20 protein-coding genes are annotated in these 19,520 nt (G+C 58.6%); 12 read left to right on the top strand and 8 right to left on the bottom strand.

The genetic code is table 11. The features are described from left to right. Window positions 1-12 precede the first annotated feature (12 nt). The 6 genes from ACRZ9U_RS12000 (at window position 13) to ACRZ9U_RS12025 (ending at window position 7,191) form a co-directional block, all read left to right on the top strand. Entirely contained in the window at window positions 13-552 is a 540-nt protein-coding gene (locus ACRZ9U_RS12000; protein ID WP_170408341.1) for a DUF805 domain-containing protein, read from the top strand. Beyond that, complete coding sequence (locus ACRZ9U_RS12005) at window positions 549-3,506, top strand: 2-oxoglutarate dehydrogenase E1 component (RefSeq protein ID WP_170408342.1); 2,958 nt, start codon at window positions 549-551, stop codon at window positions 3,504-3,506. The genes ACRZ9U_RS12000 and ACRZ9U_RS12005 overlap by 4 nt, the downstream gene beginning before the upstream one ends. Window positions 3,507-3,509: 3 nt before the next feature. Further along, a complete protein-coding gene (odhB, locus tag ACRZ9U_RS12010; RefSeq protein ID WP_170408343.1) occupies window positions 3,510-5,030 on the top strand; it encodes a 2-oxoglutarate dehydrogenase complex dihydrolipoyllysine-residue succinyltransferase in 1,521 nt (506 codons plus the stop codon). Window position 5,031: 1 nt separating this feature from the next. Further along, on the top strand, window positions 5,032-5,301 hold the full coding sequence (locus ACRZ9U_RS12015) for a hypothetical protein (protein WP_170395780.1): 270 nt from the start codon (window positions 5,032-5,034) through the stop codon (window positions 5,299-5,301). A 71-nt stretch (window positions 5,302-5,372) separates the two neighbouring features. Beyond that, entirely contained in the window at window positions 5,373-6,761 is a 1,389-nt protein-coding gene (lpdA, locus tag ACRZ9U_RS12020) for a dihydrolipoyl dehydrogenase (protein ID WP_170408344.1), read from the top strand. A gap of 121 nt (window positions 6,762-6,882) precedes the next feature. Further along, window positions 6,883-7,191: an EthD family reductase gene (locus tag ACRZ9U_RS12025; protein ID WP_170408345.1), complete on the top strand. Its 309-nt coding sequence runs from the start codon at window positions 6,883-6,885 to the stop codon at window positions 7,189-7,191. A gap of 17 nt (window positions 7,192-7,208) precedes the next feature. Here the strand turns inward: ACRZ9U_RS12025 and ACRZ9U_RS12030 are convergent, their stop codons facing one another. Genes ACRZ9U_RS12030 through ACRZ9U_RS12045 form a run of 4 tightly spaced genes read right to left on the bottom strand, consistent with a single transcriptional unit; the run spans window position 7,209 to window position 10,114 of the window. Next, on the bottom strand, window positions 7,209-7,814 hold the full coding sequence (locus tag ACRZ9U_RS12030; protein WP_170408346.1) for a pyridoxamine 5'-phosphate oxidase family protein: 606 nt from the start codon (window positions 7,812-7,814) through the stop codon (window positions 7,209-7,211). Next, window positions 7,801-8,541 carry a lysophospholipid acyltransferase family protein gene (locus tag ACRZ9U_RS12035; RefSeq protein ID WP_170408347.1) on the bottom strand — a complete coding sequence of 247 codons (741 nt, stop codon included), beginning with the start codon at window positions 8,539-8,541 and terminating at the stop codon, window positions 7,801-7,803. Before ACRZ9U_RS12035 ends, ACRZ9U_RS12030 begins: the two co-directional genes overlap by 14 nt. After that, window positions 8,541-9,440: an FtsX-like permease family protein gene (locus tag ACRZ9U_RS12040; RefSeq protein WP_170408348.1), complete on the bottom strand. Its 900-nt coding sequence runs from the start codon at window positions 9,438-9,440 to the stop codon at window positions 8,541-8,543. Before ACRZ9U_RS12040 ends, ACRZ9U_RS12035 begins: the two co-directional genes overlap by 1 nt. Further along, on the bottom strand, window positions 9,437-10,114 hold the full coding sequence (locus ACRZ9U_RS12045) for a cell division ATP-binding protein FtsE (RefSeq protein ID WP_480886365.1): 678 nt from the start codon (window positions 10,112-10,114) through the stop codon (window positions 9,437-9,439). Before ACRZ9U_RS12045 ends, ACRZ9U_RS12040 begins: the two co-directional genes overlap by 4 nt. A gap of 182 nt (window positions 10,115-10,296) precedes the next feature. Between ACRZ9U_RS12045 and ACRZ9U_RS12050 the strand changes: the two genes are divergently transcribed. Next, on the top strand, window positions 10,297-11,064 hold the full coding sequence (locus ACRZ9U_RS12050; protein ID WP_170408349.1) for a zinc-ribbon domain-containing protein: 768 nt from the start codon (window positions 10,297-10,299) through the stop codon (window positions 11,062-11,064). Here ACRZ9U_RS12050 and ACRZ9U_RS12055 read toward each other — a convergent pair. From ACRZ9U_RS12055 to argH, 4 genes are all read right to left on the bottom strand, one after another. After that, complete coding sequence (locus tag ACRZ9U_RS12055) at window positions 11,061-13,607, bottom strand: TIGR02302 family protein (protein ID WP_170408350.1); 2,547 nt, start codon at window positions 13,605-13,607, stop codon at window positions 11,061-11,063. The genes ACRZ9U_RS12050 and ACRZ9U_RS12055 overlap by 4 nt on opposite strands. Window positions 13,608-13,643: 36 nt before the next feature. Next, window positions 13,644-14,909 carry a diaminopimelate decarboxylase gene (gene lysA / locus ACRZ9U_RS12060; RefSeq protein WP_170408351.1) on the bottom strand — a complete coding sequence of 422 codons (1,266 nt, stop codon included), beginning with the start codon at window positions 14,907-14,909 and terminating at the stop codon, window positions 13,644-13,646. A gap of 294 nt (window positions 14,910-15,203) precedes the next feature. Beyond that, window positions 15,204-15,386: an argininosuccinate lyase gene (locus ACRZ9U_RS12065; protein WP_170395762.1), complete on the bottom strand. Its 183-nt coding sequence runs from the start codon at window positions 15,384-15,386 to the stop codon at window positions 15,204-15,206. Further along, entirely contained in the window at window positions 15,386-16,774 is a 1,389-nt protein-coding gene (argH, locus tag ACRZ9U_RS12070; protein ID WP_170408352.1) for an argininosuccinate lyase, read from the bottom strand. Before argH ends, ACRZ9U_RS12065 begins: the two co-directional genes overlap by 1 nt. 21 nt (window positions 16,775-16,795) lie before the next feature. On the opposite strand from argH, the gene ACRZ9U_RS12075 reads away from it, so the two are divergent. The 5 genes from ACRZ9U_RS12075 to ACRZ9U_RS12095 all read left to right on the top strand — a co-directional run bounded on the left by ACRZ9U_RS12075 (window position 16,796) and on the right by ACRZ9U_RS12095 (window position 19,478). Beyond that, window positions 16,796-17,362: a TlpA disulfide reductase family protein gene (locus ACRZ9U_RS12075; protein WP_170395758.1), complete on the top strand. Its 567-nt coding sequence runs from the start codon at window positions 16,796-16,798 to the stop codon at window positions 17,360-17,362. Between the two features lie 93 nt (window positions 17,363-17,455). Continuing rightward, a complete protein-coding gene (locus ACRZ9U_RS12080; RefSeq protein ID WP_170395756.1) occupies window positions 17,456-17,785 on the top strand; it encodes a hypothetical protein in 330 nt (109 codons plus the stop codon). Window positions 17,786-17,844: 59 nt separating this feature from the next. Beyond that, window positions 17,845-18,231, top strand: a complete 387-nt coding sequence (locus tag ACRZ9U_RS12085) for a hypothetical protein (RefSeq protein WP_170408353.1) — start codon at window positions 17,845-17,847, stop codon at window positions 18,229-18,231. Continuing rightward, window positions 18,228-19,199 carry a sterol desaturase family protein gene (locus tag ACRZ9U_RS12090; protein WP_170408354.1) on the top strand — a complete coding sequence of 324 codons (972 nt, stop codon included), beginning with the start codon at window positions 18,228-18,230 and terminating at the stop codon, window positions 19,197-19,199. Before ACRZ9U_RS12085 ends, ACRZ9U_RS12090 begins: the two co-directional genes overlap by 4 nt. Before the next feature lie 90 nt (window positions 19,200-19,289). Then, window positions 19,290-19,478: a hypothetical protein gene (locus tag ACRZ9U_RS12095; RefSeq protein ID WP_170395750.1), complete on the top strand. Its 189-nt coding sequence runs from the start codon at window positions 19,290-19,292 to the stop codon at window positions 19,476-19,478. Window positions 19,479-19,520 lie beyond the last annotated feature (42 nt).

Below are 19,520 nucleotides of genomic sequence, written 5' to 3' on the forward strand. Positions count from 1 at the left end.
GGAGCGGTAAACATGACTTTCGGCGAAGCCATTAAAACCTGTTTCTCCAAGTTTTTCACCTTTTCGGGCCGTGCCTCGCGGCCCGAATACTGGTTTTTTTTCCTGTTCATCGTGATCTGGAGCATCATTGCCGGGATCATCGACTGGCAGTTCTTCACTCAGGTCGCAGTGACTGAAACCGAAACATCCAAATCCGTCACGGCCACCTCAACAGGCCCGGTCCAAAGCATCGTCAGCCTGATCGTCTTTTTCCCGCATCTGGCCGTCGCGTGGCGGCGGATGCATGATACGGGGCGCAGCGGGCTTTATGCTCTGCTGCCAATCCTGCTGATCCTCGGTGCGCTGGCGGTTCTGATCTTTGGCATCGGCCTTGCCAGCCAGTTCCATGGCGGCACGTTGGATATCCTGTTCACCCGCGCAACTCTTCTTATTGTCATTCCGACACTTCTTGTCCTGTTTGTGTCGCCCCTCCTGGTTCTGTGGTGGCTGACCCGCCCCAGCGAACCAGGCACCAACCAATACGGTCCCAACCCATATGAGGTAGCCCAATGACCGAACACTCGCCCAACACCGCCTTTCATGCCTCAAGCTTCATGCAGGGGCATAATGCCGAATATCTGGAGCAGCTTTATGCCCAGTACACCAAGAACCCCGGTGCGGTCGACGCAGCCTGGGTCGAGTTCTTCAAGGCCATGGGCGATGACGCGCCGGATGTGCAGCGCGAGGCCGAGGGGCCTTCGTGGGCACGCAGCGATTGGCCTCCGATGCCTGCGGATGATCTGACCGGTGCGTTGACTGGCGAGTGGGCCGAGATCGACGCCAAGGCGGCAGGCAAGAAGATCAAGGGCAAGGCCGAAGCCAAGGGGGTCGAGGTCAGCGATGACCAGATCAAGCGCGCGGTGCTGGACAGCCTGCGGGCGCTGATGCTGATCAGGGCCTATCGTATCCGGGGCCATCTGGCAGCTGATCTGGACCCGCTGGGCATGCGCGCCGCCAGTACGCATCCCGAGCTGGACCCGAAGACTTACGGGTTCACCGATGCTGACATGGATCGACCGATCTTTATTGACAACGTGCTGGGCCTGCAGATGGCCAGCATGCGCCAAATCGTCGAGATCGTGAAGAGGACCTATTGCGGCACCTTCGCGCTGCAATACATGCATATCTCGAACCCGGAAGAGGCCGCGTGGCTGAAGGAACGCATCGAGGGGTTCGGTAAGGAAATCGCCTTCACCAAGGAAGGCCGCAAGGCGATCCTGAACAAGATGGTCGAGGCCGAGGGGTTCGAGAAATTCCTGCATGTGAAATACATGGGCACCAAGCGGTTTGGTCTGGATGGTGGCGAGGCGCTGATCCCTGCGATGGAACAGATCATCAAGCGCGGCGGCGCCTTAGGCCTCAGCGATATCGTGATCGGCATGCCCCACCGGGGCCGGCTGAACATTCTGGCCAATGTGATGGGCAAGCCCTATCGCGCGATCTTCAACGAGTTTCAGGGCGGCAGCTTCAAGCCCGAAGACGTGGATGGATCAGGCGACGTGAAATATCACCTCGGCGCGTCAAGCGACCGGGAGTTCGATGGCAATAGCGTTCACCTGTCGCTGACCGCAAACCCAAGCCACCTTGAGGCAGTGAACCCGGTGGTTCTGGGCAAGGTCCGTGCCAAGCAGGACCAGTTGAACGACGAAGACCGCACCAAAGTGATGGGCATTCTGCTGCACGGCGACGCAGCCTTTGCCGGACAGGGTGTTGTGGCCGAAGGCTTCGGCCTGTCGGGTCTGAAAGGGCATAAGACCGGCGGAACCATGCATATCGTGGTGAACAACCAGATCGGTTTCACCACCGCGCCGCATTTCAGCCGTTCCAGCCCTTATCCCACGGATATCGCGCTGATGGTTGAAGCTCCCATCTTCCACGTGAATGGCGACGACCCCGAGGCGGTGGTGCATGCCGCCAAGGTGGCGACCGAGTTCCGCCAGAAGTTCCACAAGGACGTGGTGCTGGATATCTTCTGCTACCGCCGGTTTGGTCATAACGAGGGTGACGAACCCATGTTCACCAACCCGATCATGTACAAGAAGATCAAGACGCATAAGACCACGTTGTCGTTGTATACCGAGCGCCTTGTCAGGGACGGGCTTATCCCCGAAGGCGAGATTGAAGACATGAAGGCGGCCTTTCAGGCACATCTGAATGAAGAGTTCGATGCCGGGAAAGACTACAAGCCAAACAAAGCCGACTGGCTGGATGGGCGCTGGTCGCATCTGGACAAGCACAAAGACGAATACATGCGCGGTGAAACCGCAATTACACCAGAGACGCTGGCCGAGATCGGCACTGCTCTGACCAGCGCCCCCGAAGGTTTTGCGATGCACAAAACCGTGGGCCGGTTGCTGGACCACAAGAAACAGATGTTCGAAAACGGAACCGGCTTTGACTGGGCAACGGGCGAGGCTCTGGCGTTTGGCTCTCTGCTGACTGAAGGCTACCCTGTACGTTTGGCCGGACAGGACGCGACGCGTGGCACATTCAGCCAACGCCATTCCGGATTTGTCCATCAGGAAACCGAGGAACGGTATTACCCGCTGAACAATATCCGCAAGGGCCAATCACATTATGACGTGATTGACTCGATGCTGTCCGAATACGCGGTGCTTGGGTTCGAATATGGCTATTCACTGGCCGAGCCCAACGCGCTTGTTCTCTGGGAGGCACAGTTTGGCGATTTCGCCAATGGGGCACAGATAATGTTCGATCAGTTCATCAGTTCGGGTGAATCGAAGTGGCTGCGGATGTCTGGTCTGGTCACGCTGCTGCCGCATGGGTTCGAAGGGCAAGGCCCAGAGCACTCATCTGCACGGCTTGAGCGGTTTCTGCAAATGTGCGGTCAGGACAACTGGATCGTGGCGAACTGCACAACGCCTGCGAACTATTTCCACATCCTGCGCCGTCAATTGCACCGGACCTTCCGCAAGCCGCTTATCCTGGTGACGCCGAAGTCGCTGCTGCGCCATAAGCTGGCGGTCAGCAAGGCCGAGGAATTCACCACAGGCTCGAGCTTCCATAGGGTGCTGTGGGATGATGCTCAACAGGGCAACTCGGACACTAAACTGGTGGCAGATGACAAGATCAAGCGGGTCGTCATGTGCTCGGGCAAGGTCTATTTTGATCTGCTTGAGGAACGCGACGCGCGTGGCATCGACGACATCTACCTGATGCGGATCGAACAGTATTATCCTTTCCCTGCGCATTCGCTAATCAACGAGCTTGAGCGCTTCAAGGGGGCTGAGATGGTCTGGTGTCAGGAAGAACCCAAGAACCAGGGGGCCTGGACCTTTATTGAGCCCAATATCGAATGGGTTCTGACCCGCATTGGCGCAAAACACACCCGTCCGGTCTATGCCGGTCGCGCAACTTCGGCCTCGCCCGCGACGGGTCTGGCCAGCCAACACAAAGCCCAACAAGAAGCGCTGGTGAACGAAGCGCTGAGCATTGAAGGAAAGTAAACGATGACGATTGAAGTTCGTGTTCCCACGCTGGGCGAGTCTGTCACCGAAGCCACCGTTGCGACTTGGTTCAAAAAACCCGGCGATGCAGTCGCCGTAGATGAGATGCTATGTGAACTTGAGACCGACAAGGTCACGGTCGAGGTGCCCTCACCCGCTGCTGGCGTGATGGGTGAGATCGTTGCAGCCGAAGGTGAGACCGTGGGCGTCGATGCCCTGCTTGCCACGATAGCGGCGGGCGAAGGGGCTGCGCCTGCTCCGGCAGCGGCGGCCCCGGCCCCGGCCCCGGCGGCAGCGGCACCCGCAGCATCAGGCGGCAGTGTAGATGTGATGGTGCCGACATTGGGTGAATCCGTCACCGAGGCTACAGTCTCGACATGGTTCAAACAGGTCGGCGACAGCGTTGCACAGGATGAAATGCTGTGCGAATTGGAAACCGACAAGGTCTCGGTCGAGGTCCCTGCCCCGGCGGCAGGCGTTCTGGCTGAAATCGTTGCGCCTGAAGGCAGCACGGTCGATGCTTCTGCCAAATTGGCGGTGATCTCGGGCGCAGCCGCAGGTGCAGCAGCGGCTCCGGTGGCGGCCGTCGCCGCTCCGGCTGCAGCCAGCACAGGTAAAGACGTGTCCAACGCTCCATCGGCTGAGAAAGCGATGGCCGAAGCCGGTCTGTCTGCGGATCAGGTCACTGGCACCGGACGCGATGGTCGTATCATGAAAGAAGACGTGGCAAAGGCAGTTGCAGCAGCTACGGCCCCAGCGCCTGCGGCGGCTGTGCCCGCCCCCGCTGCCCAAACTCCGCGCGCGCCTGTGGCTGCCGAGGATGCGAGCCGCGAAGAGCGCGTGCGCATGACCCGTCTGCGCCAGACCATCGCCAAGCGCCTGAAGGACGCGCAGAACACCGCCGCGATCCTGACCACCTATAACGAGGTGGACATGACCGAGGTGATGGCCCTGCGCAACCAGTACAAGGACCAGTTCGAGAAGAAGCATGGCGTACGTCTGGGCTTTATGTCCTTTTTCACCAAGGCCTGCTGTCATGCGCTGAAAGAAGTGCCCGAAGTGAATGCCGAGATCGACGGCAATGACATCGTCTACAAGAACTTCGTGCATATGGGTGTGGCCGCAGGTACGCCGCAAGGGCTGGTGGTTCCAGTCATCCGGGATGCGGACTCGATGTCTTTCGCAGCGATCGAGAAAGCCATCGCCGAAAAGGGCAAGCGCGCCCGTGATGGTAAACTCTCGATGGCGGAAATGCAGGGCGGCACTTTCACGATCTCGAACGGAGGCGTCTACGGCTCGCTGATGTCTTCACCGATCCTGAACCCGCCGCAATCGGGCATTCTGGGCATGCACAAGATCCAGGATCGTCCCATGGTCATCAATGGTGAGATCAAAATCCGCCCGATGATGTATCTGGCGCTGTCCTATGATCACCGTATTGTGGACGGCAAGGGTGCTGTGACATTCCTTGTCCGCGTAAAAGAGGCGCTGGAAGACCCGCGTCGCCTGCTGATGGATCTTTAAGATGGCGACTCATGTACTGTGGCAAGCCGATGTGGCCGATTTCGATGCCTGGCTGAAAGTGTTCCGCGAGGATCAACCGATGCGCAAGGCCGCGGGTATCCGCGACCTGCATGTCTGGCGCGATCCAGATCAGCGGGATCATGCGATAGCGATGTTCGAGGTTATGAATCTGGATAAGGCCAAAGCCTTTTTTGGGTCCGAAGAACTGGCGATGCACCACGAACGCGGCGGCATTGCGCATATATCAATCAAGCTGCTGGAACCCGTTTGAAATATAGGTACCCGACCCACCACACCGGATCGGGACGCTGCCGGATCACCCGGTCGATTTAGGAGAATGTAATGGCAAATTATGACGTCATCGTAATCGGCGCCGGACCCGGCGGCTATGTCTGCGCCATCCGTTGCGCCCAACTGGGCCTTAAAACCGCAGTTGTCGAGGGGCGCGAGACGCTGGGTGGGACTTGCCTGAACGTGGGCTGCATCCCCTCGAAAGCATTGTTGCATGCCAGCCATCAGTTGCACGAAGCCGAACACAACTTTGCAAAGATGGGTTTGAAGGGGAAGTCACCTTCGGTCGATTGGAAGCAGATGCAGGCCTACAAGGACGAGGTCATCGATGGCAACACCAAGGGCATCGAGTTTCTGTTCAAGAAGAACAAGATCGATTGGCTGAAAGGCTGGGGCTCAATCCCTGCTGCGGGCAAGGTCAAGGTTGGTGATGAGGTCCATGAGACCAAGAACATCATTATCGCGTCGGGTTCTGAGCCGTCAGCGCTGCCCGGCGTCGAGGTTGACGAAAAGGTCGTAGTGACTTCGACTGGCGCGTTGTCTCTGGGCAAAGTTCCCAAGAAAATGATTGTGATCGGTGCCGGTGTGATCGGGCTTGAATTGGGCTCAGTCTACAGCCGTTTGGGCGCAGAGGTGACGGTGATCGAATTCCTCAAGGAAATCACGCCGGGTATGGACCCCGAGGTTCAGAAGACTTTCCAGCGCATCCTGAAGAAACAGGGTTTGAAGTTCGTCATGGGCGCTGCGGTGCAAAAGACCGAAGCCACCAAGACCAAAGCCAAGGTAACGTACAAGCTGCTCAAGGATGACAGCGAGCACGTCATCGATGCTGATGCCGTGCTGGTGGCCACCGGGCGCAAGCCCTATTCGGAGGGTCTGGGGCTGGATGCTTTAGGCGTCGAGATGACCCCGCGCGGCCAGATCAAGGTCGGCAGTGATTGGCAGACCAACGTGCCGGGCATCTACGCCATCGGCGACGTGACCGAAGGCCCGATGCTGGCCCACAAGGCTGAAGACGAGGGCATGGCCGCAGCCGAGCAGGTTGCAGGCAAGCATGGTCATGTGAACTATGGTGTTATTCCTGGGGTCATCTACACTTGGCCCGAGGTGGCCAATGTGGGTGAGACCGAAGCGACACTCAAAGAACAGGGCCGCGCCTACAAGGTCGGCAAGTTCATGTTCATGGGCAATGGCCGGGCCAAGGCGAATTTCGCAGCCGACGGGTTCGTCAAGATTCTGGCAGACAAAGAAACCGATCGCATTCTGGGCGCGCATATCATCGGCCCCGCGGCCGGAGACCTGATCCACGAGGTTTGCGTCGCCATGGAATTCGGCGCATCAGCCGAAGATCTGGCCCTGACCTGTCACGCTCACCCGACCTATTCCGAAGCAGTGCGCGAGGCGGCGCTCGCCTGTGGTGACGGGCCAATTCACAGCTGACCCAACCTGAGCAGGTCCTCTACCTAGTCTCCTTGAGCGGCACCCCGTGTCGCTCAAAACCATTTGCGGCAGGTGATCAGACGCGGTTTACTGACTCCATTGCTTTTGGAAAGGAAGTCAGATGAGCGTCAGTTTACAGGTGATCTATCCCATAGGTACAGAAACACATTTCGATTTCGACTATTATGTCGGCACACATCTTCCGCTTGTCGGCGAGCACATGGGGTCACATATCGAACGTACGGTCGTAACCAAAGGCATTGCGGGAGGCCCGGATGAGGCGGCGGGTCACTACGCGATCGCAACGATCATATTTGAAGATCAGGAAGCGATGAACGACGCTATGTCAAAGGCTGGCCCGGTCCTGGCCGATCTGCCAAACTTCACCAATGTCAAACCGCAGATGCTGATCGGTGAGGTGATCGGCTGAATCAGAGCCATGTTTACCTACCACATGGTTTTTGCGGCGCGGGCACCCCATTCCTGATCATATTGCGCGCCGCCTTCCTCTCCTGACGTCATTTCCGACAATATCTCGCCAGCCGTCGGCAGGCCCTCGCTTTCATCGTGGCCACTCCAGGTTCTGGCCCGGATCAGGGCGCGCGCGCATTGTGTGTAAATCTCGGATATCTCGATTACGATGACGGTTGCGGGGCGTTTTCCGTGTTTTTCGAACCGGGCGCGCAGGGCTTCATCATCAGTCAGTTGAGCGTTCCCATTTACCCGAACCACATTGTTCGAACCGGGCACCATGAACAACAATGAGACGCGCGGGTCGAGTACGATATTTCGCAGGGAATCCAAGCGGTTGTTTCCCCGCCAATCCGGCAGTGCCAGGGTACCTTGGTCCAGTTCCAACACAACTGGCCCTTCATCTCCACGCGGGCTGCCATCGACACCTTCGGAGCCGACGGTGCTGAGGATACACAAGCGTGAGGCCATAATCCATTTGCGGTAGAGCGGTGTTAGCCGCCGCGCCACTTTGCGGATCGAGGCTGCTCCGGGCGTGCCATACAGCGCTTCCAGAGCGGTAATGTCCTCAATGAATTCCATCCGGATCAAACCCCACTTCTCGCATCAGTTCGTTGGACCGTGTCTCAATCACGTTTTCCAGCCGTTCCAGAAAGGCATTCCGCGCAACGCCGGGTTCGATCGGATTAAGGAAATCAACAATCGCCGTGCCGGGCTTGCGCATGATACCGGTTCTGGGCCAGAAGACGCCCGCATTGGTGGCAACTGGCACGCACGGGAACCCAAGCCCTTCATACAGAACCGCCGTTCCAACCTTGTAAGGCTTGTGCACCCCAGGCGCGACGCGTGTACCTTGCGGGTAGATCACCAACTGACCGGGTTCGCTGAACTCGCGCGCGACATCCTTGACCATCTTCGCAACCGCCGCCCCGCGTTTGCCGCGATTGACCGGGATACATCCCAGACGGCGCGCATACATTCCGATGACCGGCGTCCACAGAAGCTCTCGTTTCATGATGAATTTGCCGTGTGGGATGGCGTCGAAGATTATGATGATGTCCAGAAACGACTGGTGCTTGGCGCCGATCACAACCTCGCCATGTGGGACTTCCCCGCGCACTTCGCAGCGAATACCAACCATCCAGCGGGCCAACCACTTGGTTGTGCGCGCATAGGTTTTGCATGCTCGCAATGCGCCACGCTTGGCAAATAGCGCATAGGGGGCAAAGACAAGCCCCAGCACCAGCATCCAGGCATAGATGGTGATCATGAAGATCAGCGACCGGACCCATTGAATGGCCGTGAACATCACGAAAGCTCCTTCAACTTGCGCTGCGCGGCTGACCATGTTGCCAGAAACGCAACGGCCGCGCCCAATACCGGGATCAGCACGGGCAGGATCCAACCGATACCCTGAAACCCAAGGCCAGTGAGAAAACCACCCGCATCCGAGGCTTCGGGGAGCAACAATACACCCGTCATACCCAGCAAGGTGCCAACCGCTGCCCCAAACAGCGCCCGGAACGTAAAGCGGCGCACGAACGCTCCGGCGATGAACCGGTCCCGCGCGCCGACCTGACGCAGAACCTCAATTATCTGCGCGTTGGCGGCAAGCGAGGCGTTGGCGGCAAGCGTGATCATGGCGGCAGTGGCGCCACCGATCAGCAGGATCGAAATCCAGCCCAGACGCCGCAGCGAATTGGCCGCATCAACCAATGGCTCGCGCCAGCGAGTGTGATCATCCAGCACTGCGCCCGGCACCTCAGCCCCTAGCCGCAGCCGCAGGCCAGCCGCATCAAGACCCGGCTCACCTTCGATAATCTCTATCAGCTGCGGGATTGGTAAAGTGTCCAGAGGCAAGTCCGGTCCGAACCAGGGTGACAGCAGTGTGGCCTGCTCTTCGCTCGTCAACGCGCGAGCCGAAGCCACACCCGGCGTTTGCTGGAGGACATTCAAAGCAGCCTCGGTTTGCGCCGCACGTTGATCTGCAGGGGCATTGATCCGCAAGGTCGCTGCCCCCGCCAACTCTGAAGCCCAACGATCCGCCACACGGCCCGAGGCTAACGAAAGAGCCAGCGCAAAAACCGCCAGAAAGGCCATTGCACCAGACACGAACAGGGTCAATTGCGCCGTAAAGCCCGTGGGTGGCACCACCCGGTCGGCGCGGCTATCACGGCGCAGCAAATTGCGGATCGTGCCCTTGCTCATAGATCCGCCCCTGCAAGCTGCACCCGGCGCTGCGCGATACGCAGAACGCGAGCCTGAACCTGGCTTTTGGCGGCGCGGATCAGGCTTAGGTCATGGGTGGCGATCAGCACGGTTTTTCCCATCCTGTTCAATTCGACCAACAGGTGCAGAAGTCGTTGCGACATCTCCCAGTCCACGTTGCCGGTGGGTTCATCCGCAAGCACCACATCGGGCGATAGGATGACTGCGCGGGCCAATGCGGCACGCTGGCGTTCGCCCCCCGATAGTTCAGGCGGGTGCGCCTCAAGCCTGCTGCCAAGCCCGACCCAGCCAAGCAGTTCGGTCAGATCGTCCTGCTGCCCATTTTCAGAGCGCCCCGAGACCATCAGCGGCAACGCGACATTCTCGGCCAGCGTCATGTGATCCAAAAACCGGCAATCCTGATGCACCACGCCAATTCGGCGGCGCAGCAGCGCCATCTGATCACGGTCCATGCGGGCGATATCCTCGCCAAAGGCCATCAACCTGCCCGAGGTTGGCAACAACGCGCCATAACAGAGTTTCAGCAATGTGGTCTTGCCCGCACCCGAAGGCCCGGTCAGAAAGTGGAACGATCCGGGCTGCAATTGCAGCGAAACATCGCTTAGCAACTCACCACCGCCGTAGGTATAGCTGATATTCTCCAGCTCGATCACGCCTGCCCCCTTTATTCTGCTCACCTCTTGCCCGAGCGCAGCGGTGGATTCAATGCCTCGGGCGGGGCCAATTGGCGACACTTGGCCCGCGAAACCGAAAACACGCTTTGCTGTTGGGTCTTAACGGAATATCATCCCTGAAAAAACTATTATCAGGCCAGCCTTGAAGGCCAGGAGGCAGAATGCGTTTAACGTGTCCGAATTGCAGCGCCCAGTACGAAGTCCCGGACGAAGTGATCCCCGAGGACGGGCGCGAAGTTCAATGCTCGGCTTGCGAAGAGACCTGGTTTCAGGAAAAGTATCGAGTCGCCAGCAAAGCAGAGCCGGAAGCGAAATCTGCGACTGCAATCCAGGCAGCCTTTGCCGAACCGGAAGATGTTAAGTCAGAGGATGCGCCAGAACCCGATGCGGCCAAGGCCGAGCCAGAAAAGGTTAAGGCAGAAGACACACCAGAACCCGATGCGCCCGAGGAATTGAGTGTTGGAAACGTAGACCCAGCGGTATCCAGCATCCTCAAGGAAGAGGCTGCACGCGAGGCAGAGCTGCGCGAGCGTGAAGGCAGCAATCTGGAAAGCCAACCTGATCTGGCATTGGATCCGCCTGAAGAGCCCAAAGTCAAACCGAAACGGCCCTCGGCCACTGAAACCGCCGCTGACGCAGGTCAGAAAGATGAGCTGCCGGATGTTGAGGCGATCAACTCGGGTCTGCGCAGCGACTTGACATCGGACGAAGCTGAAGCCGTTGCTCCGGCCCGCAAATCCGGTGGGTTTCTGCGTGGCTTTGCCTTGATCATTATCATCGGCGTCATTCTGTTTCTGATATATGGAAACGCCAATCAGATCAGCGAGGCGGTTCCTCAGGCTGATCCGATGCTGAAATCATATGTCTCACTGGTCGATCAAGCGCGCCTTTGGCTTGAGACACAGACCGGGGGCGCAGGGCAGAACTAGAACCTTTCGAGCAATCGCTTGAGGTATTCCAACTCGATCTGAGGCCGATCCTGTTCACCGGTCCTACGGCGGATTTCATCCAGCAACTCGCGCGCACGGCGATATACATCTTCGCCTTGCAGCAGGTTGTCGTCGGTCGAGATTGATCCCGCGGAACCTGGCGTACGACCCAATGGATCGCGGTTATTGGCCTGCATGTCGCCGGCCTCGGTCCCTTGACCCGGCTGGTTCTGCTGGTTCTGCGCCAGGGCTTCGCCCAGTGAACGCATGCCTTCGCGCAAGGCTTCCATCGCCTCGGATTGACGGTCAATCGCCTCGGCCAGATCATCGCTGCGCAAGGCGTCTTCGGCGTCGTCCATGGCCCGGCCCGCACGGCCCAATGCTTCGCGCGCAGCGTCGCCTTCGGGTGTACCACCGCCGGGCAGACCTTGTTGTTGCCGACTCAACTCATCCCGCAGCGCCTGCTGCCGATCCGCCAGTGACCCCTGACCTTGCTGGCCTTCACCAGCCTCATCCTGCCCCTGGCCCTGGCCGCCCTGGCCTTCATGGCTCTGGCCGCGTCCCAGACCACCGTTGCGACCCTCATTGCCCTGACTTTCGCCCGCTTGCGCACCGGGGTTGAACTGTTCCTGCAGGTCGCGGAATGCCTGATCGCTGAGGCCCTGTTGTTCGCGCAGGGTTTCTGCCAGCCCTTCCATGGCCTGCTGTCCTTCGGACTGGCCACCTTGGCCCTGCCCTTGTGTGACGCGCATGTTTTCCATCATTTGCTGGAACTCTTCCAATGCCTGCTGCGCCTCGGCCATGCGGCCTTGTTCCATGAGCTCCTGAATGCGGTCCATCATTCGCTGCAGGTCATCCTGCGTCATCTGCAGGGTTTCGCCGTTCTGGCCCTGCTGTCCTTGCTGCGTCTCACCGTTTTCCTGCGCCAGACGCTGGAGTTGCCGCATGTAATCCTGTGTCGCTTCGCGCAGCTCCTGCATCAGTTCGGCAATCTCTTCGTCGCTGGCACCGTTCTGCATCGCTTCGGTCAGACGCTCCTGCGCACGGCGCATCCGTTCCAGTGCGTCGGCCAGCGTGCCATCCTCGATCAGAACCGCCAGATCCCACAGTGCTTGCGCAATTTCTTCCTGCTGTTTGACGTTCAGTGCGCTGTATTTGTCGAAGGTCTCCAGCCGCCGCAGGATCACACGCAGACGCAGATACGCTGTATCTGAGCGGAACAGGTCCTCGGGTAGGTGCGAAACCGCGCGCAGCAATTGCGATACACGCAGCGCGTTTTCGCGCGACCAGAGCAGATCGCGCCGCTGTTCGATCACCGCAGCAGCCAATGGGTCAAAGAACCTACGGGCGGGCAGTTCTGTCAGATAAGGTTCTGCCACCGTCTCTTGATCCGCCGCATCGATGGCCATGAGGGTTATTTTCACCGGCAAATGTGCCCAAGGGTGCTGCGAGAAATCCTCGATCAAGTCTTCGGTGAAATCGGTCCGATCGCCTGTAATCGGCATTGGCAACTCGACCGTAATGATCTCGCGCGGTTCTGGCTCGGTCGCAAGACCGAATTGACGGTTGACCGCAGGCAGGTCCAATTCGATCCGGGCGGTGCCGGAGACGATTCCATAGTCATCCGCAGCAGCGAAGGGTAGCTTCATCTGTCCGCCAGCCTCTGATTGCGCCACTCCTGCCGTCGCGATCCTGGGGGCAGTGTCCGGAAGGATCTCAAGCGCCCAATCGCGCCCGGCCGGGCCATCGATCCGCATCTGACCCGAGCGTTCCGCAACAAATTCCTGTTCCGGTTCTGTCGCGGCTTCGGTGCCCAGAGGTGTCGAAGATTCTGTCAGGCTGTGCGCGCCGATCTCGCCGTAGAACCGAAGTGTGATGCGGCTGCCTTTAGGCACCGTCAACGTCGGATCGGTCTGATCTGCAAGGTAGAGTGTTGGCAGCCCGGTGTAGCGCGGCGGTTCAATCCAACCCTCCCAAGTCGGGCCCTGCCCCGCCTGAGCGGTCCCCGGCGTCATGTCAGCGACTGAGCCTATCCGCCAGAACGAGCCGAACAGAGCCGCAACGACGAGTGCCAATAAGGCAGCATAGCGAAGCGCATAGGGATCGCGAGACGCCAGCCGCAAGTCGGGTTTCACCGGATCGGCCTTTGATGCACGATCTGCCATGCGCGTCTGGTGCGCATGCCACAGTGCCACCGAATCCGCATCCATCGCACCGATTGCCTGATCGTCCATCAGTGCTTGTATCGGGCGTCCGGGCAGGGTTTCATCCAGCCGAACCAGCGCCTCGGCCCGGGTTGGCAGGTGGAACCGTCTGATTCCCAAAACCGCTGTCGCAATCAAAGCAATCAATCCGATCGCTGCAGAAATCCAAACGGCTTCAATGCGCACAAGATCGTGCAGACCCAGCATCAGGGCGGCCAGCAGCGCCATAAGAATAGAAAAGAACGGCCAGAAGGCGCGCATCACCTGCTCAGCCAGCATACCCCCGTGCGTCAGCCACAGGGACAGTCTTGGAATTGGCAAGGTCTGGTTGTCGCGCAAGGCAGGCCTCCTGATCGGCCCGACGCGCCTATCGCGTCAAAGCCACTCAGGTATGGTATCGCGGTTTATGATTTCGTCAAAGCTTGGGCGTTCACGAATTACGGCAAATTGATCCCCGTTCACCAGAACCTCAGGGATCAGGGGCCGCGTATTGTATTCGCTAGACATGACTGCACCGTAGGCACCTGCACTGCGGAATGCGATAAGATCGCCCGATTTCAAAGCCGGCATGTTGCGTTGTTTTGCAAAGGTATCCCCGGATTCACAGACCGGACCAACGATATCATACGGGCGCTGTTCGACCCCTGCGGCAGGTTCTTCGACCGCCACTATATCATGATACGCCTCATACATCGCGGGGCGGATCAGGTCGTTCATTGCGCCATCGAGGATCAGGAAATCGCGGTCTTCGCCGGATTTAACATAGATGACCTTGGACACCATCAGACCCGCATTGCCAGCGATCAGCCGACCGGGCTCAATCTCGATCTCGCAGCCCAGATGGCCCAGTGTTTTCTTGACCATCGCACCATATTCAACCGGCAGCGGAGGCGCGTCGTTGGAACGGGCATAAGGAATACCCAAACCACCGCCCAGATCGAGGCGGCGGATGTTATGCCCCTCTGCGCGTAGGCGCTCTGTCAGTTCCGCAACCTTCATATAAGCCAGTTCAAACGGCTCAAGCTCGGTTAGTTGTGAGCCGATATGGACATCGATCCCAATCACCTCCAGTCCCGGAAGGCTTGCGGCCAGTGCATAAACCTCGGACGCACGCGAGATTGGGATACCGAACTTGTTCTCGGACTTGCCGGTGGCGATCTTGGCGTGGGTTTTTGCATCCACGTCCGGATTCACCCGAACAGTGATCGGCGCAACCTTGCCCAATTCCAGTGCAACCGCATTGATCACCTGCATTTCGGGCTCGGATTCGACGTTGAACTGACGAATGCCACCGGTCAGAGCGGTACGAATCTCATCCGCTGTCTTGCCGACGCCCGAAAAGACAATCTTGTCTCCGGGCACGCCCGCGGCTTTGGCGCGCAGATATTCCCCGCCCGAAACCACATCCATTCCCGCACCTGCCTGCGCCAGCGTCTTCAGGATGGCTTGATTGCTGGCCGCTTTCATCGCATAGCAGACTAGGTGATCAGTGCCCTCAAGCGCGTCATCGAACAGCTTGAAATGCCGCTGCAGCGTCGCCGTCGAATAGACATAGAACGGGGTTCCGACCGCGGCTGCGATTTCGGAGATTGGCACATCCTCGGCGAAAAGCGCGCCGTCGCGGTAGAGAAAATGATCCATGCCTGCGCGCTTAGACCAAAAGAGGTATGTGGATCAAATGATTCCGGTAGGGTTGTGGTCACCGTCGCGGTTCAGAACGTCTTTGACGCGCCAACCCTCGCATATCCTGAAACCGAGACCCCGGACCCGCTAGGTGCGGCCGTTGGTTCCGTTCGGGGTGCGCCTGACGGGTCGCAAGCTGCAAGTACGGCGAGGCAGAGGATCAGGCCGACAGGTCTCATGCATTTTCTCTTTGTCATTCAGGACGTGTCAGATGCAGATGGGTGTGCGATCAGCAAATTGCAATTTTGGAGTTCAGAGCCCCAGATAAACGCCCAGCCCACCGCGTCTGAGACCAACGCCAACACCGCCATAGGTGCCGCTGCTGCCTACGCCGACGCTTGCGCTCATGGTGGGCTGTATGGGTTCGCCATCGGCACCACACCCGGCCAAGGCCGCTGCGACCGCAATCAATAGCACCACCCGTCGTATCTGCATTACACCAGCGCCTTCCATCGCTTGATCTGGGCCCGCACCTGATCCGGTGCGGTGCCGCCATAGGATTGGCGAGAGTTTACCGAATTTTCGACGGTAAGAACAGAATAGACGTCGTCGGTGATGTCCGCGTGGACCGATTGCATGTCCTCCAGCGTCAGATCCGGTAGGTCGCAGCCCTTGCTTTCAGCCATGGCCACCAGCGATCCAGTGACATGGTGCGCGTCGCGGAAGGGCAGGCCCAGCACGCGGACCAACCAGTCGGCCAGGTCGGTCGCAGTTGAAAAGCCAGACCCGGCAGCGGCAGCCAGGCTTTCGCGATTGGCGGTCATGTCCTTGACCATGCCTTCCATCGCGGCAAGTGCCAGCATCCAGTTATCTGCCGCATCAAATACCTGTTCTTTGTCTTCCTGCATGTCCTTGGAATAGGTCAGCGGCAGCCCCTTCATCACCATCATCAGGCCAGTATTCGCACCAAATATGCGGCCAACCTTGGCACGGATGAGCTCAGCTGCATCGGGGTTCTTCTTTTGCGGCATGATTGATGAACCAGTCGAGAAGCGATCAGACAGTGATACAAACCGGAATTGGGCCGAGGACCAGATTACCAATTCCTCGGCAAAGCGCGACAAGTGCATGGCGCAAATCGAGGCGGTCGACAGGAACTCCAACGCGAAGTCGCGGTCGCTGACAGCGTCCAATGAGTTGGCTGCGGGGCGGTCGAAGCCCAGCGCCTCAGCTGTCATCTGGCGGTCGATTGGGAAAGAGGTCCCGGCCAACGCGGCTGCGCCCAAGGGGGATTCGTTCATCCGGGCACGGGCGTCGCGCACGCGGGACAGATCGCGGCCAAACATCTCGACATAGGCCATCATGTGGTGACCCCAGGTTACTGGCTGCGCGGTTTGCAGGTGGGTGAAACCGGGCATGACCCAGTCTGCCCCGGCCTCGGCCTGCGCCAAAAGCGCGCGGATCAGGGCCAGAAGACCGGATTCTGCGGCATCTAGCTGGTCGCGAACCCAGAGTTTGAAATCGGTCGCCACCTGGTCGTTTCGCGACCGGCCCGTGTGCAGACGGCCTGCGGGTTCTCCGATCACCTCTTTCAGTCGCGCCTCGACATTCATGTGAATGTCTTCCAGCGCAGTCGAGAACTGAAATTCTCCGTTCTGAATTTCTGACAAAACGGTGAGCAGGCCTTCCCGAATGGCGTGCGCATCACTATCAGTAATAACGCCTGTGGCAGCCAGCATGGCGGCATGGGCGCGCGAGCCTGCGATGTCCTGGGCTGCCATCCGCTGATCGAACCCGATCGAGGCATTTATCGCCTCCATGATCGCGTCTGGACCAGCGGCAAAGCGGCCGCCCCACATCTGGTTCGAAGATTGATCGGTCATGAAAGAAAACCCGGAGTTGATATGCGCCTGTTACGTCTGATCCCCCTTTATATGGCCCTAGCGCTGGGTGCAAACGCCGCTTTGGCAACAGATGCGGCAACGCTTGGCCCATTGCGTGAGGGCAGCCTGAAGCGGCTGATCCTGCATAGTGAGCCCAAGCCGGTCAAAGTGGTCGATTTTGAACTAGAAGATGATGGCGGCACCGGATCGCTGGCCGACTACAAAGGCAAGTATGTGCTGCTGAACTTCTGGGCCACATGGTGTGCGCCGTGCCGCAAAGAAATGCCTCAGATCGCTGAACTGCAACAGGAGTTTGGCGGTGACAAATTCGAGGTTCTGACCCTGGCGACCGGTCGCAACACACCTGCCGGGATCAAGAAGTTCTTTGACGAAAACGGCATCGACAACTTGCCGCGTCATCAGGATCCGAAACAGGCGGTTGCACGCGAAATGGGAGTGATTGGCCTGCCGATCACTGTGATCATCGACCCCGATGGCAATGAGATCGCACGCCTGATCGGTGATGCAGAATGGAACTCGGACAGTGCCAAGGCGATAATTTCAGCGCTTGTCGAAGGCAATAGCTGAGGTCCCGCGCGCTCTTGCAGAAAATCTGTGTTAGAATGAGACCGGCCCCAACGGGCCGGTTTTCGTTTGCGACCGGAAGAAAGGGAGACTCCGATGAAACCGGTAGTTCTGTTGATTGGGCGGTTGCCGAATGTAATCGGCAACGTGGCACAACAACTGGATCACCTGCCGATTCAGTGGCTGGGCGCGCATGATCAGGATGAGGTGCGGCGGCAGCTGGACGCGGAACCGCGCATCGCCTGTGCGATCATGGGCGCGGGTCTTGATGACAAGATACGCGGAGAAATGGTTGGCATCATCGCCGCGCGCAGGCCCGATATCTGCATCCATCTCAAAGATCGGGCCTCTGGCCCTGACGGGTTAATGCCGTTTGTCGCACGCATCGTCCAGCATGAGATTCTGGAAAGCCTGGAAAGCGGCTGACGCCACGCCACCTTTGACAGACAAATCGCCCGCTTGCAGGTTATCTGCAGGAGGATGGAATGCCGCTGGAAATACTATTGATCCTCGTCGTCGGCGGCATTGCCGGGGTCGCCTTGCTGCTGCATCTGACGGGCAAGTCACGCTTGCAAGTGCTGACGCCTGAGACAGCGCACGAACAGTGGCTGCGTCACTTTCCAGATGATTCCATCATTGACGTAACCGTTGCCCATGATGGTCACGCCGCCCTTATCCGAACCGAAACCGGAGCCGGTCTGCTGTGGTCCTTTGGTGCCGATACCGTGGCCCGCCATTTACGGGATTTCGATTGGCTGGATCATCCCGAAGGCTTTGAAGTCCTGTTCCACGATTTCAGCACTCCTCGGGTCATCGTCCACCTTGATGAGACCGAACGCCAGCACTGGCAAAATCTGATGGATCCCGCATGACCGATCACGTGAGTTTTCCCGACGCGGTGCAATGGGCCGTGCCCTTCTTCATCGCGGCCATTTTGGCCGAATTCCTTTGGATCGCGATCAAAGGCCGGGGCGGTAGGTACGAAACCCGCGATGCCTTGACCTCGCTAATCATGGGGGCAGGCAATATCGCCTCGGGCTTTTTGCTGGGCTTCATCGCATATGCGTTTTTCATGTGGCTGTGGCAGATCACACCGCTCAACCTAGGGACCTCGATCCCGGTCATCATCTTGTGCTTTGTACTGGACGATCTGCGGTATTACTGGGTGCACCGCTTTGGGCACCGCATTCGCTGGGTCTGGGCCAGTCATGTGAACCACCACAGCTCACAGCATTACAACCTGACAACGGCGCTGCGGCAGACCTGGACCTATACATTCAGCTTCATGATGGCGGTACGTGCGCCGCTAATCTTACTAGGCTTTCACCCGGCGATGGTGCTGTTCGTCGGAGGTCTGAACCTGATCTACCAATTCTGGATCCATACCGAAGCGATCGGCAAAATGCCGCGCTGGTTCGAAGCCGTCATGAATACGCCCAGTCACCACCGCGCCCATCATGGGCGAAATGCGCGATATCTTGATTGCAACTATGCGGGTGTCTTTATCATCTGGGACAAGATGTTCGGCACATTTGTCCCCGAGCAAGAAGATGACAAGGTCGACTATGGGCTTGTCCACAATATCGGCACGTTCAATCCGCTGCGCGTGGCGTTTCATGAATGGGTTGGAATCTGGCGGGACGCCACCCAACCGGGCCTGACCTTGCGCCAACGTCTGGCTTATTGTTTTGCCCCTCCGGGCTATAGCCACGATGGCAGCCGCGACAATTCCCAACAGATCAAGGCCAAGCACCTTGTCCGCCATCCGCAAGATCACGGCACACCGGGATTCGAACAGTTCGGCACCAAATCACCTGCTTCCACAGCCAAGCGGGCCTAGGTCTCAAAAAGACCTTTTCTTTGCTTGAAATTTGGCACAAGCGCTCCATATCCCCTGAGATGTTTTAAGAGTGCATTTCCGGAGGTCCGCATGTCAAAGCTGATGAGAATTTCTACGATCACAGGTTTGCTGGGCCTCGTCATCACAATGACCGCCGCACTCAACGGAGCAATGCCCGCGCTATTGGGGTTGGGATTTGTCATGGCCGCGCTGGGACTTTTAGGAGCGCTTATCGGTGCGGCTGCTTCGCTGCGACATGCTTGGCAATCAACACACTGATCTTCCGCCCCGCCACCTGCGATAAAACTTTGAGCGTTAACC

It is taken from the genome of Ruegeria sp. D7 (assembly GCF_056534355.1).